The following is a 14,114-nucleotide window of genomic DNA, read 5'->3' as shown; positions in this document are numbered from 1 at the left end:
AGCTAACCGCTCAACGCCTAGTCAATCTTCTCCGGCACGATCTGCAGCTTTATCAAGCGTATCCCGACAGGTCGCTCATCTGCGCCAAGCCCGAGAGCTTTTGCGGAAATCGGCTCAGGCACGGCGATCGAGAGCGTTCGGCTACCGTTATTCTCGAAAGAAAGGGAGACTGTCGTTGGAGTAGCTGAGAGGCGGAACGACTTGGTCTGCGGCCCTGCGCTGGCCGTGAAAGGCTTAGCCACATTAGGGCCGAACGCGGCCGCCGTCAGCCGTACGGTGAACTTTGCCGGCAGCGGTCGGTGGAACACAATCGAAACTTGACTGCCGATGGACCAAGTCCCCGACGGCTCCGGCGTCGAGACTCCGTCGATTCGCTCGATGGTCTGCGCAGAAGGCGCGCTCGAGAAGTCGACGTTGTCCAGGTTCACCAATGCGTATCGTCCGGCGTCAGAAACTTCAGCAGCGCTCTCGAGCGCATCATGCCTCCCAATCACCAAGAGCCATTTCCTGTCAGGGGGTACAGCGCTCACCTTAAAGGTGTCCCCGCTGTTCAATTCCAGGTACGAGGCAGATGGCGCGTCGACATAAAACAGCGTCCGCAGTAAGCTGGGCGCGCTCGGTCCCGCTACTAACAGCCGCTCACGATCGTCGTCGCTCAATAGCTGCCGTGCGATTAACCCGGCTGCGTCGTAGTCGTCGACGCGATGTCGTTGTCGCAGTTCATTGGAAACCGAAATAAGCGAGGTCAGAAGGAAAAGTGGCGTGAAAACGCCGATGAATAGCTTCGCCGCCTTCCTTTCATTGAACGTCCAGACCAACAATGATAAAAGGCTGCATGCACCCAATGCGAGAAAAGAAAATTGCTTATACGTAAGCACGAAAAGCTCTGGAGCATCAGCGAGACTTGGTATGAACAGGCCTTTCAGTTCAAACAGTGCGTACAGCGCCATCGCGGCGATCAGTATCGCGGTGATTGTCTTTGAGAAACCCTGCGTTTTAACGGATACGGCGCAAGAGCAAGCTGACGCGGCTATAATGAACAGGAATGGGAAAGTAAAATCATAATATCTCATATGCAATCGAACTAGCGATTCATATGGCCCACTTCCAACAGCGATAACCGTGAAGCCAGCGGTTACTGCGAGCAAGGGTGCAATTGCCGCAAGAGCCAAGATCTCTAACGACAGCATGGCGCTATGCGACCCGCGCGTCCACCTTGAGCGGGAGAACAGCCGGCCGAGGAGGATACAGAACGGCGTGCCGAATAGCACCGCGAGAGCGATTGAATGATGCCATAGCACCGTCGCGGACGACATCAGCGTCTGTATCAGGCGATGGGTATGATCGGAGTCAGCGGCCATCGACGTGTACCGACGGCCGAGCAGGGTTAGGCCGGCCCTGCCCGCGAGTAGATAGCCGCCGGCAAGCTTCGCGGCAAGCGCGGTGATTACGAACGATCCGCCTGTGATAGCTGCCTTGGTTAAGAACCGCTCGGCGTTGGTTGCATAGCCTTGGTATGCGATAAAGACGACGAAACCCGGGAGAAGAAACAGGGCATGAGGCTTAACGAGCGAAAGCGCGGCAAGCAGGAGTCCTGCGCCGATGCTGTAGTACGAGACTCCATCTCTGTAGTGCCGTATGAGAAACCACGCGAGCGCCCAGAAGCCGGCGAAATACATGGATTCCGGCATGAAGTAGACGGTGTAGGCGTTGAATGGTGACGCGATCGCGATGATCGCTATCAGCATCGCGGGAACCTTCGATAGGAACTGTCTTGCGAACAGATAGAGGAACCCCGCGCCCACCAACAACCAAGCGATATTGACAAGTCGAGCGCACTGAAGGTAGCCGTCACCGCAACGAGTGGCCACGCGAAATAATGCGAGGTAAAGATAATCAGGGTCCGGGGACGAGCGGAGATTAATAAGTCTGCTGAACGCACTGTAATGCCATTCGTCGCCCATTATTGTGGGGTATGGTCCGGTGTTTCGTAAAAGCAGAAACAGCGTCAAAATGGCGATCACGGAGACGCCGATTCGGTCAACGCGGATCGACGAAAGGAGACGTTTCACAATTCCCATGAGTGCGCTTGGTCAAGGGGTAGGACGCGCCGGTTGCCAGGCGCGGCGTAGCGCTGATGGGGGCTCCTCGCAAGACATAGCCGCTGTGCGCTGACCGAGTAGAGCAACGAGCTAGTCAAGACGGACGCACCGACGAGTAAGACATGCTTGCCTCTGCGCGTGCGGTCTCCTCGGATACCGCAAAGAAGGCCGGGTGCTGGAGATAGGCCAGCATGCGGGTCTCGCGACGGCCACGCGTTACCGTATCGAGCATAGTGCCCGTCACGAAACTTAGGCACGCCATCATCATCGTGCCCATGGACAGGATTGCTGTGGGGAGTCTTGGTACCAATCCCGTTTGCACGTACTCTTCCACTACAGGCGCCAGCAATCCTAACGAGCATGCCGCAAGAAGCGCGGCGATCGCGCTGAAGAAGAACATCGGTCGCTCATGACGAACCAGCTTGAAGATGAGCATCAAGATTCGCCAACCGTCACGGTATGTGCGCAATTTGCTCGCCGACCCTTCCACTCTGCCTCGATATGGGCCGTCGATGTGCGCGACGGGCATCGACAGCTCCAGGGCGTGTACCGTCAGCTCGGTTTCAACGTCGAAGCCGTGCGAGAGGGCGGGGAACGACTTGACAAAGCGCCTAGAGAACACCTTGTAACCCGATAGCATGTCCTGTACTCGATCACCGAAGATGCGGCGAACGACGCCGGTGAGCATGAAGTTACCGAACTTGTGACCGCCTCGATACGCGGCTTCTTCCGTCGCTTGCCGGATGCAGTTGACGAGGTCATACGGACCGCCAATGGCCAATTGCAACATCGAGCGTGCGACGCTGGCATCATAAGTGCCATCGCCATCCACCATCATGTAGAAGTCGGCTTCAATGTCCCGAAACATTCGGCGGACCACGCTTCCCTTGCCTTGTTGGACTTCTGTGCGAACGACCGCACCTGCTTCGCGCGCGAGCTCTGCCGTCTGGTCGGTTGAATTATTGTCGTAGACGTAGATCGCGGCTTGGGGAAGCGCCGTCCGAAAATCTCGAACGACTGCCTGGATTGCTCCCGCTTCGTTGTAGCAAGGTATCAGAACTGCAATGGTTGGCGTGCGCATGTTGTCGTCGTTAAACGAACGCTACCGGTCGATCGGCAACGGTATGTCAGTCAGTGAGCGGCGAGCGCGCGATTTTACAGCACGATTACTACACGTAGCAAAACGCGGCTAGGCGTCTCATTCAGCGATCTGGTTCAACTGTTGTCTTCTTGAAGACCCACCATTTCGCCGAAACGAAATTAAGCATCAGCCCTACAATGGATCCGACGGCGATGGCAAATAGCGGCAGCCATGACGTGGGCTTGAGTAGAGTGACAACTGCGCTATAGGAAGCATAGTTCGCGCAACCACCGGCCGACATTGCAACGAGATACCGCCCCCACTCGGCGAGCAGGGATTGGCTCTTCGACGGTGTGAAGGTGAACCGGCGGTTGAACTGCCATGTCGTCCACACTGCACACAGAAACGAAACGGCGCGGCCCGCGTAGTACCCCAAGCCGGCCCAAAGCGCGATGTAGAGCACGCCAGCATCGACGATGAAGCCGAGGGTGCCGGCAACGGCAAAACGGGTCAGTTCGCGTCGCATCTCAATCCTCTTCAGTGCCGGGTCCGGCCGCGCCGAAACACCAGCCACTTTGGCGACCTGAACCGTACGATGCTGACATAGAGCCACACGTAGGTCGCCGCAAAGAGAACGACGAACGCGAACAGATGCACTGTATGTTGCCAAAACAGTGTGGCGGGAATCACGCCGATCAAACAGAGCAGCCACAGATACGGCGAGGTAAGCGAATTCCTTCGTGTGATCTCATGCGCGGTTTTCGCCCCCACGGCCCAGCGCATGAGCCGCTTATAGACGAGCATGTGCAGATGTACTCCATCGGGAATGCCTGGAGACATGCCGCGCACGAACTTCTTCCGATAGATGGAAAAGCAGGTTTCGAAGATCGGATACACAAAAAGCAGTACGGGATACCAGGCCGACACTTCGCGATGCCGCATGACGAGCAGGATCGCGAGCTCCGCAAGCATGAACCCGATGAAATAAGCACCGCCATCGCCAAGGAAGATCAGCCCAGCCGGAAAATTCCAGATGAAAAAGCCGAGCACGGCGCCCATCATGATCAGCGACGCGGAAAGCACGATCGGGTCCGAGAGGCGGAAGGCCACATAGGCCAGCGACGCGAACATCATCATCGCGACCATCGAAGCGAGACCGTTGAAACCGTCGATGATGTTGACCGCGTTGGCGAGCGCCGCTACAGCGAGCACTGTCACGATGCACGAAATGGCCGCGTACGAAAGCAGGAAATCGAGTGGCGGGACACTTATGCGGATCACGGCGATATGCAACGTGAAGTAGGCGAGAGCCGCGGCACCCATCGTCGCGACGAGCCGTACGGTCGGCGAAACTCGCTTGGTGACGTCTTCGATGAGCCCCGAAGCGAAGGCCGGGATGCCGCAGGCGATCAGCGCAAGAATACCGCGCGACACTGCAGGGTAAGGGCCGAGTAGCTCCAGCGTCGAAGCGACAAGCCCAATCACGATCCCGACACCGCCAACTCGAGGCACTGGCCGCACATGAAATTTCTGAACGCCGGCCAGATCGCTGTCGGTCGAAAACCGCTCATGAAGATGCGCATAGCGCACGATCAACAACGTGACGAAGAGCGAGACGAGAAAACCGAGCGCGAAACTGAGCATGACGCGGGGCGTGAGAGGTAAGTGGCGAATTATACAGACTGGGCTCGCCCCGCCATCCGCTCGGTCCAGCGCCTCTACACGGCTTCGTATTGCCCTTCTTTACCCGAGCGATTTGATCGGCTCTCGCAGCCACTGCCTCTCACGATGATAGTCGGCGGCGCAACGCTCGGAACGGCGCCGCCAGATGCTCGAATACCGATGTAAATTTATCGTTTGTCCGGTCATGGGATTTCCCCCGCACGACCTCGTCGAGGTGGCGCTGCGCGTTCGCAACAGCCGTATCGAGTGCGGATGGCTGCTGTTCCCCATCGGAACGACTCGTCGAGCGCAACGCCAAAAACAGTTCGCGTACTTCGTGGGGCGCCGAATGGATGCCTTCAAGGTCGCTCGCTTCGAAACGCCAATGCTGAAGACCCTTGTCGAGAAAGTCGCGTTCGAAGGCGCTCGCACGGTCAATATCGAGCTCCAGCCCGAGATGTTCGGCAATCCTGAGCAACTCGCCGTGCGGAGAATCGACGAGCTTGTCGTATTCGACGATTACACGAAGCCTATCGCGCGTCGCCTGAAGCGCCGGGACCATGTGATTGAGCCAAAGCAAATAGGACCGGTCCAATGGGAAGTGGTCTCGCTTTTGCAGAGACCGGCCGACGCTGATGGGATTGCGAACGGCAATGACATAGGCGACGCGCAGGCCCAGCTGATCAAATACGGGCTGCCAGAAAGGCAGCAGCCGCGAAAGACGGGGATCCTTGAGGGCGAAGATCCGATTACCGCACTTCTCACGCAACGCGGATACTGCCTTTGCCCGCAGTGTGTTGAGCTTCTCGAGCTCGATCCTGCCGAAGTCGATCGGCGCCAGCGTATGCCATTTCGCGCCTGCGGCCGCGAGAACGCCTTCGTTGATATCGACGATATCGAGATCCTCGAAAAACCCCTTGTCGTTTTCGCCGGCTACCGCGTTGCCAAGGTTGTCGCCGAGCTCTGCACCCATCGTATTCATCGCGCGGATGATGACGCTCGTTCCACTACGGTGCATGCCCAGCACGACGATCAGCGTCGCTGTGTCAGCCAAGGTTCTCGTCGCCGCAATTCCTGATTCGAGAATGTCCTGTAGCTCGTCGTCGTCCGCCGATAAAAGTGTAGCCACCTTGCCCCTGCCTTACGAAAAGATGCAAGCTCACATCGACCCATTCGCACGGGTTTTGCATCCGGGCGGTGGCACGATGCGATGGAGGATACTCGATGCGCTAAGCCGCCGGGCGACGGCTTTTTTACGTATCGTTAAATTTCTGTGACGGCCGACGCAAGCATTATCGCTAACTGCATCCTCTCGGCGCGGGCCTCCGGCTGTCGCGTTATTCTTAATGTAAAGAAAAACGAAACTTGCCTCCGAATTCTAAGCGAAGACCCGTCGAAGCACAGCCGAGGTGATGCAATTGTTTAAAGCGCCCGGACCGGGCCGAGCGCCAATGCCAATTTCTCGAAGCAACTCAGGCGGCGCTTTTCAATGCGCCCGTAGCCAACTCGAGCGCTTTTTCGTTGGGCCTTGTCCGCCCGGCAGTACGGCCGGCCTTTGCCCGCTCGGCGAGCACCTGGCCGGCGAGGCCCGCGATCAGGAGGCCATTGAACGTTGCCGTATATTTCAGCGTGAAGGTTTCGAACGCAACGCTCGCGAACATCAAGCAAATCACAAATGCAAGTCCCATGTCTGCCGCGATGCGCGCGCGCGGGCCGTACTGGCGCGCACGCCAAAATGTGACGATTGGCGCCGCGAAAAGCGCCACGATGGCGATGCCGCCCGCGATGCCTGAGCGCAGCATGTTCGCAAGCAGTTCGTTATGCGGGCCGTCGTAAATGGTCTGCCGTGCAGCTTCGCTCGCGAAAGAGGTAATCCACGGTTCATCGAGAAAAGCGCGAAACCCGGTGTCGCCATACCCAGACCAAGGGCTATGCCGAAACAGCTCCCACGCCATGTGCCACATTGTGAGCCGCAGCCCGCCGGACGTATCGCGGTTGGAGCCGTTCAGCCACATTTCGGTTTCGCGGTAGACACTGACGAGCCGTACCGACAGGACGTCATGCCAGATCAGGGTGACTGCGAGCAGGGCGATGCCAAGCGCGATGAGCGCGACGAAATGCTTCCGGCGAATCGACGGACGCTTCAGCCATAGCCATAGAGCCGCGGCGAGCGGGACCAGCAGGTACGCGGTGCGGGTTTGCGAGCCAGCGACGAGATACAGGCCCGCCAAAATGCCCGCGATCGACAGTGCGCGTGCGAGCCGCGACTGGTCCGGCCCAATGCCGAACAGGCTCAGCATTGCCAGGAGCAACGCATAGACGCCGAACATATCAGTGTCGGCGAAGTAAGTCGCGAAACGACCTCCCCAGAGCGCGGTCGGCTGCGGATCGAGCTTTATCTCTGCGACGAGGATCAGCAGCGAGAGAGGAGCCGCGACGCGAATAAGACCGACGAAGTCGATTCGCTTGTAGCGGAAGTACAACAGCACGCCGATGGAGATCAGTATGCGCGACGGTGCGTCGTATGCCTTCGGAATCCACTCGCCCCGCAGCACTTGCCCGATCAGCACCGAGACGATCGGGAGCGCGAGCGCGATGCACATCCACCGCAGCATCGGATCCGGGCCACGCTCACGCGCGTCGCGCCACATCTTGCCCGTTGCCGCGAGAGCCGGCACTAGCAGCAGGAACAGGCACGTGTTGGTCGTAGCGCGCAGCGACAGGAGGCCGACGATGCTCATTGCCGTGACCGCGAGAACATACGCGTCGAGCCAAGGGGCGCCGGTCTGCCCGACGTAGCGTGCAATGCACTTTTTCATCATGTGGGATATCGGCCCGGAGAATTTTTGTCTGGCGGTATTCTAAGGGCATGTTCGGGGCGGTGGCACCGCTTTCAGGTCTCGACAGGATCGAGCAGCCATGTCGAGTACTTGTCGCGAGCGGCAGCGATCTGCGGCGGGAACTGAGGTTCTTCTATAGGCTGCGGCGCGTAACGCAGCGGCCGATCGAGCACGTCGAAACCCGAGCGGATCCTGCTTTCGATGAAGGCGATATCGTGGAACTCAGGCTTCATGAACTTTTGGTCCGCGACGCTCTTCATCTTCAGGACCATCTTGTCGGGGCTGGTCACCCAGGAGAAATGCCAGCCTGCGTCGAGCACATGCTGCACGCCGAACCGGCGAAACCACGCGCGCTTGAGCGAACGCAAGAGCCCGGACGACTTGTACGAGCGAACGGCATTGACGTTGCCGAAGAATTGCTTGAGGTGACGGAAGGTCGTGATCCGCGTGCCGATCCAGTCCGCGTACCCACCGCCATCGAGCAGCCGGTTGTTGAGGAAGTAGGCGTAGCAATACTGGTGGAAGTCGCCGCGCAGGTAGCGGCGCGGATCGTAGAGGCGAATACACTCGGGGCGCGGAATCTCGTCGAGATCGGACACGAGGATCAGATCGTCGGGGGCCGCGTCGTGGAGTCCGTTGATCAGGTAGCTGCGCTGGTAGTTCTCATTCTTCCAGTGATCGGGCGGGCCGGGCGGCAGGTGATCGACCTCGAGGTAGCGAATCTTGTCCTTGAAGCGCTCGAATCGCTTCATGTCGAAATTCAGCGGCTTCGGGGCCCCGACCTGCGTGTAGCGAGATTCCGCGATGACGAAGTAATCGACGTGATCCCACAGCATCTCCATCCTGAGTTCCAACAACATGTCTTCGTTGAAATAACAGAAGCAGTCGTAGACCTTGGGCAGCGTCTTTTTAGTCATTTTTTAAAAACACTCAAGAACACAGATTCGGGCGGGCGAATCGAGGACGCACAGGCGGATGCCAGCGCTCATCGCGGGCGCAGCAGTGCAGGTAAGGGAATCGTGCGGCAGGCGCACATCGAATTCGCGCTGACCGAGGGTGACGCGCACGCCTCAGTTCATCGAGCGCGAACTCCGCGGAGCGCTAATGCCGACTACAGTGGGTCTTGCGGATTAACTGGCTCTGATTGAGCAGTTGGTCGGTAGTCGAATATTTGTTTTTGTCCATATGGACTTCCCCGTTTGCCGGACGTATATGGTGCAAGGCACTCATTCTTACTATTAGTATACAGCACGCCTTTGCCCGCATTTGGCAGCGTAGCGAAATTGCGACAGGCGATCTATTCCGTACGGCGCTGGCCTGCGGTTGGGGATGGCCACTGACGGGTCCGCTTGGCGATGCCGTATATGGCGTACGCTGCTATGGAGGGTCCTGGCGGGCGCGCATCGAGCGCCAGGACGACCGCGAGTCGCCAGCCAATGAGCCACCGGCGATGGCCTTCTGACGGTTGTGTGTTGCGCTACTCGGCGCCCGCTAAGCCGCGTGCAAAAGCTCGGGGAAAGTGTCGATCTTGCGATGCGGTTTTTGCTTGGCTTGCCACAGGTCGTAGCGCGCTTGCATGATCGCCCACATTTCCGCTGACGTGCCTAGCGCTTCGCCCAGCAAGACGGCCATCTCCGATGAAATGCCGGCGTGCCCGTTCAAAATTCGCGATAGCGCAGCGCGCGTGACGCCGAGACGCTCGGCAACCGTTGTGACGCTCAGATCACCGAGGTATTCGCGTAACACCAAACCGGGGTGCGCGGGGTTGTGCATTGATGTCATAAAAACTCCCTAGTGGCGCCGACCGGGCCATTGCGCACCGATCACGCTAACCACTCAAGCAAACCCATCCGGATTCATCGACTGCCACCGCCAGTGATCGACGCACATGCGTTCGATCCCATGCTCCGCGCGCCAGCCCAACAGCTTTTCCGCTTCCGTCGTGCTCGCGAAACAAGACGCGACATCCCCGGGCCGCCGTGCGACGAGCTCATAGGGAACGGGGCGCCCCGAGGCCGCCTCGAACGCCCGCACGATCTCGAGCACGGAATACCCACGGCCTGTACCGAGATTGACCGTGAGGCTAGCATCGCGCTTCTTCAGCGCATCGAGGGCCGCGGTATGCCCGCGCGCGAGGTCCACGACATGGATATAGTCGCGCACGCCGGTGCCATCGGGCGTTTCGTAGTCGCTGCCGAACACGCGCAGCTTCTCGAGCTTCCCGACCGCCACCTGAGCGACATAAGGCATCAGATTATTGGGAATACCGGCCGGATCTTCGCCGATGAGCCCGCTCTCATGCGCCCCCACCGGATTGAAGTACCGCAAGATGGCAATGCGCCACGACGGATCGGCGCGCTCAACGTCGCGCAGAATCTGCTCCGACATCAGCTTCGTTTGCCCATACGGATTCGTGGCTGACAGCGGGAACGACTCGTCGATCGGCGAGCGCTCAGGCACGCCGTACACGGTTGCCGACGAGCTGAACACAAAACGCTTCACGTCGTGCGCACGCATCGCGTCGAGCAGCACGAGCAAGCCATCCAGATTGTTCCGATAATAGTCGACCGGCTTCGCAACAGATTCGCCGACGGCTTTCAACGCCGCGAAATGGATAGCCGCCTCGATCGGATGCGCGCTGAAAATGCGTTCGAGCGCAACGGTATCGCGCACGTCCGCTTCATAGAAAGCGACGCTGCGCCCCGCGATCTTCTCGATCCGCCGAACGGCCTCGCGCTTGCTGTTGACGAGATTGTCGACGATCACCACGTCGTAGCCGCTGTCGAGCAATTCCACCGCGGTATGTGAGCCGATGAACCCCGCGCCGCCCGTGACCAGAATCGTGCCATTGTTCGCCATCGCCGTGCTCCCTCGAAATCAAAGTGATACGCCGGTGAGTTCGTTCAACGTCTTCAAGTATCGCGCCACGACAGCCGCTTCGTCGAATTCGGCGGCGACTTTTACGCGACCTCGCTCTCCCATCGCGCTCCGATCGTCATGGCTCATCGCCATCATTTGCTCGAGCTTCTCCGCAAGACTCGCGGCATTGCGCGCCTCGCAGAGCAGCCCGGTCTCGCAGTCATCGACGACATCGCGACAACCCGGTACGTCTGTCGCGACGATGGGCCGGCCCATCGACGACGCCTCCATCAACGTCCTAGGCACGCCTTCGCGGTACGAGGGCAGCACGACGCAATCCGCATTCGCGATGTGCGCGCGAACATCGTGCGCCTCGCCAAGGTATTCGACAATGCCTTCATGCTCCCACGCGCGGACTTCTTCGAGCGTGATGGCGCTCGGGTTGTCGACACCCGTCGGCCCGAGCAACTGGAAGCGAGCCTGCGGGTGTCGAGCGCGCAGCGCGCGCGCCGCGTCGACATATTCGCCGACCCCTTTATCCCAAAGCAAGCGCCCGATAAGGATAAATGTAAAGTTCTGTTTCCGCGGCAGCGGCGTGAAGGCGAAATGATCGAGATCGACGCCTTCGCCGTTCAATAGTCGCGCGCGCTCGGGGTGCGCGAGCAGCCGCGCGTCGATGAACGCGGCTTCGTCGTCACGGTTGAGGAACCAAACCTCACGCGGGAATCGGAATGCGAATCGGTAAAGCGCTTTCGCTACGACAGCCGCGTGGCTCTTCTGAATAAAGACGTAGCCGAGCCCCGTCGTCACCGCGATCGACGGCACGCGTGCGAGCCACGCGGCAACCGATCCATAGATGTTCGGCTTGATCGTGTAGTGAAAGACGACGTCGGGGGCGACTTTTCTGTAATGCCGATAGAGCTCGGAGAGCGTGCGCAAGTCGTCGCGCGGATTCGTGCCCTTCGATGCGACGAAGAGGTCGATGCAGTGGCAGCCCATTTCTTCGAGCAGCGCAAACGTCCTGTCGCGCGGCGCGATGACGGTGATCGTCGCGCCTTTGCCGACGAGGGTTCGAATCAAACCATGCCGATAGGTGTAAATGGCCCACGCCGTGTTGCAGACGAGGCATACCGAAAGAGGGCGGTTCGATGCGTTCATCGGTTCAGGCTCGTTTCGCGAAGAGTGCCGCCTTCATTCGTTGCAGCAGCGTGTAGGGTGTCACGAGGTGCAGAAGATTCTTCAGGAGTCCTAGCCAGTCGTAGACGTTGAGCGCGCTGAAGTAGCGCAGTTGCAGCTTCAGTGTCGAGACGACTTGACGGCGGCGCTTCGTCGCGCTGATGCCGCCTTCGTTGATCTCGTAGTAAAGGCCGAGCTCAGGTAGATTCGCGCAGTCATAACGCTCCATAAGCCGCACGAAGAGGTCGAGGTCTTCGGCGGCCTTGTAGGTCGCACGATAGCTTCCGACTGCGCGCACGGCATCCACGCGCAGCATCATCGCGGGATGCACGAGCTGCGTCCGAAAAAACCTAAGACGACGTACGTCCTCCGGGGCCGCCGCCGGTTTCAACAGGAAAAGCGGCTTGCCTTCGAGCGATACGACCTGAGTCCACATCCCGACGCCGGCTACGTTCGGGTGTGCTTCGAGGTAGGCGCGCTGCTTGAAGAGGCGTCCCGGCGCCGCAAGATCGCCCGCATCGATTCGCGCCGCGTACTTGCATCCGCGCGCGGCGAGTGCCTCGATGCCCGCTTCCAGCGCGCGTTCGATGCCGCCGTTCTTCGGCATGCGCAGGATATCGACGGCAACGTTCGGCAGCTCCGGTGCGACGATGGGCGGCACACTGCCGTCGTCGACGATGATGACGCGCACGGTCGCAGGCTCGTCGAACGACGCGAGCGTGCGCTCGACATCGGCCTGAGCGTTGTACGCAGGCATGAGCACGGTCACGTCGGCGAGCGAATTGTGCGGGGTGGCGCGGGCCTCGAGCGTCGTCATGTGCGCAACTGCAACTTCAAGCGGATGTAGTAAAGGTTCACGGCCGCGGCGGCGAGATAGCCCGCGGCGAGGCCCGCCAACGCACCGTACGAGCCGATGCGAGGAATGGCGACGAGATTGACGGCAAACGCTACGGCGAGCGCGAGCACCCACTTCGCGAGGAGTACGTACTTCGCTTGATACTTGAGCACGACGAGGTTGCCGATGGCCTCGACCCCGGCCGGCACCGAGAGCCACACGCACCAGCGGAAGATCGATATCGCACCCTCGTAGTCAGGGCCGAACACGCGCGTAATGATAAAGCTCGCGAGGAGGTCGAGCACGGAGGCGCCAACGGCCATCAACGCCGCCGCCAAAACAATGAGCCGCCGTACGTTGCGCAGCAGATGCCGCAAGTCCTGCACGCGATAGACGAAGGCCGGCGCGATCGTCTGGGCCAACATGAGCCCGAGTGCGATCCAGTTCTCGTTGATCTGCTGGGCGGCCGAGTAGCGGCCGAGATCGGCGAACGAGATCGCCCGCTCGAGCATGAGCCTGTCGAGCTTCAGAAACAGGTACATGCAGATAAGGCCGGCCCAGAACACGGTGCCGGCGCTCGCGAAGTGGCGCAAGAGCGGCCGTTCGACACGCCATCCAAGCGTGCCGCCGTGGCGGCGCATGTAGTAAAGCACGAGCACACCGCCGATCACGGCGGCTTCCGCCGCCCAGAGCCAGCCGAAGCCTGCCGGTGCGATGGCGACGCGGACGAACAGATACACGAGCCCGGCCTTCACGAGCGCGGTTGCAATGCTTGTCATGAGCTGTGGCTTGCTGTAGGTCATGCTTTGCAGCCACGAGTTGATGACGCCGATGAACGGCTCTCGGAACAGCATCGTGACGGCGAGGCCGGCCAGCATCGCGCCGACGAGCGGATCGGTGGCGCCCGCGGCGATGCCGATCCACGTGGCGGCGAGCGCGAGCGCGGAGACGGTCATTCGCAGCACGAACGCGCTGCCGAGCACGACGCCGAGTTCAGAGGGCGGGCGGTGTACGATCGTCGGGACGAGAATTTCGGCTCCGCAGACCCATGTGATGGGGGCGAGCACGAGTAGCAGCGTGTTGGCGTATTGCCATTTGCCGAAGACGTCGGGGCCGAAGTAGCGCGCCAGCAGGCCGCTGATGGCGATCGCGACGGCAATCTGCGTGAGCCGTTCGAGCCCGAGCCAGACGATGTTCGCGGCGGCTTTGGCGACGTCCGGATTGGCAAGGCGTTTCAGCATGCGGCGCGCGGCAGGAATTTTGCTCGCCGCTTCGACGTGGCGCCCGCTCCGTCGAACCCGGCCCGCACGGCGGATGGAGCCGGAAAGACGGCGTCGGCTAACGAATGTCCGGCGGGGAAACGTCTTGGCATTAAAATGGGCGCGTCGTGCGTCAGTCGAAAAACGGCAATTATATGTGGGAAATCCTGCGCACTCGCGTGCGGCGGCGGTGCGGCCGAAGCCGGTGGCCGGTGCGTTGGCCGCCGTACTGTACTTGGCTTGGGCGTCTTTTACGTTTCTTTTTTCTGAAGGACGCTACGCTTGCCGCAGGTCGATCCG

The 14,114-nt window shown here is 60.0% G+C and carries 12 protein-coding genes; 1 reads left to right on the top strand and 11 read right to left on the bottom strand.

The features are described 5' to 3' along the window. Positions 1 to 17: 17 nt before the first annotated feature. The 4 genes from B0G57_RS28700 to B0G57_RS28685 all read right to left on the bottom strand — a co-directional run bounded on the left by B0G57_RS28700 (position 18) and on the right by B0G57_RS28685 (position 4,827). Positions 18 to 2,081, bottom strand: coding sequence for a DUF7024 domain-containing protein (locus B0G57_RS28700; RefSeq protein WP_018442327.1), 2,064 nt, complete (start codon positions 2,079 to 2,081; stop codon positions 18 to 20). Positions 2,082 to 2,196: 115 nt separating this feature from the next. Next, the gene (locus tag B0G57_RS28695) at positions 2,197 to 3,183 is read right to left on the bottom strand and encodes a glycosyltransferase (RefSeq protein WP_018442326.1); all 987 of its coding nucleotides are present in this window, start codon (positions 3,181 to 3,183) and stop codon (positions 2,197 to 2,199) included. 121 nt (positions 3,184 to 3,304) lie between these two features. Further along, on the bottom strand, positions 3,305 to 3,709 hold the full coding sequence (locus B0G57_RS28690; protein ID WP_018442325.1) for a GtrA family protein: 405 nt from the start codon (positions 3,707 to 3,709) through the stop codon (positions 3,305 to 3,307). Positions 3,710 to 3,720: 11 nt separating this feature from the next. Then, complete coding sequence (locus B0G57_RS28685; RefSeq protein WP_018442324.1) at positions 3,721 to 4,827, bottom strand: MraY family glycosyltransferase; 1,107 nt, start codon at positions 4,825 to 4,827, stop codon at positions 3,721 to 3,723. A 184-nt stretch (positions 4,828 to 5,011) separates the two neighbouring features. Between B0G57_RS28685 and B0G57_RS31025 the strand changes: the two genes are divergently transcribed. Beyond that, positions 5,012 to 5,923, top strand: coding sequence for a hypothetical protein (locus B0G57_RS31025; protein ID WP_146013341.1), 912 nt, complete (start codon positions 5,012 to 5,014; stop codon positions 5,921 to 5,923). Between the two features lie 394 nt (positions 5,924 to 6,317). Here B0G57_RS31025 and B0G57_RS28675 read toward each other — a convergent pair whose 3' ends face one another. The 7 genes from B0G57_RS28675 to B0G57_RS28645 all read right to left on the bottom strand — a co-directional run bounded on the left by B0G57_RS28675 (position 6,318) and on the right by B0G57_RS28645 (position 13,796). Continuing rightward, the gene (locus B0G57_RS28675; protein WP_018442322.1) at positions 6,318 to 7,667 is read right to left on the bottom strand and encodes an O-antigen ligase family protein; all 1,350 of its coding nucleotides are present in this window, start codon (positions 7,665 to 7,667) and stop codon (positions 6,318 to 6,320) included. Positions 7,668 to 7,738: 71 nt separating this feature from the next. Further along, a complete protein-coding gene (locus B0G57_RS28670) occupies positions 7,739 to 8,602 on the bottom strand; it encodes a glycosyltransferase family 17 protein (protein ID WP_018442321.1) in 864 nt (287 codons plus the stop codon). A gap of 574 nt (positions 8,603 to 9,176) precedes the next feature. Next, complete coding sequence (locus B0G57_RS28665) at positions 9,177 to 9,467, bottom strand: HigA family addiction module antitoxin (RefSeq protein WP_026229977.1); 291 nt, start codon at positions 9,465 to 9,467, stop codon at positions 9,177 to 9,179. Between the two features lie 54 nt (positions 9,468 to 9,521). Then, positions 9,522 to 10,544, bottom strand: a complete 1,023-nt coding sequence (gene galE / locus B0G57_RS28660; protein ID WP_018442319.1) for a UDP-glucose 4-epimerase GalE — start codon at positions 10,542 to 10,544, stop codon at positions 9,522 to 9,524. 18 nt (positions 10,545 to 10,562) lie between these two features. Beyond that, positions 10,563 to 11,702, bottom strand: coding sequence for a glycosyltransferase family 4 protein (locus B0G57_RS28655; protein WP_018442318.1), 1,140 nt, complete (start codon positions 11,700 to 11,702; stop codon positions 10,563 to 10,565). Between the two features lie 4 nt (positions 11,703 to 11,706). Continuing rightward, the gene (locus tag B0G57_RS28650) at positions 11,707 to 12,537 is read right to left on the bottom strand and encodes a glycosyltransferase (RefSeq protein WP_018442317.1); all 831 of its coding nucleotides are present in this window, start codon (positions 12,535 to 12,537) and stop codon (positions 11,707 to 11,709) included. Next, positions 12,534 to 13,796 carry an oligosaccharide flippase family protein gene (locus B0G57_RS28645; protein WP_018442316.1) on the bottom strand — a complete coding sequence of 421 codons (1,263 nt, stop codon included), beginning with the start codon at positions 13,794 to 13,796 and terminating at the stop codon, positions 12,534 to 12,536. The genes B0G57_RS28650 and B0G57_RS28645 overlap by 4 nt, the downstream gene beginning before the upstream one ends. Positions 13,797 to 14,114 lie beyond the last annotated feature (318 nt).

It is taken from the genome of Trinickia symbiotica (assembly GCF_002934455.1).
Classification (GTDB): domain Bacteria; phylum Pseudomonadota; class Gammaproteobacteria; order Burkholderiales; family Burkholderiaceae; genus Trinickia; species Trinickia symbiotica.
The sequence above is the reverse complement of the archived record's forward strand: the minus strand, read 5'-3'. Positions and strand labels throughout refer to the sequence as shown.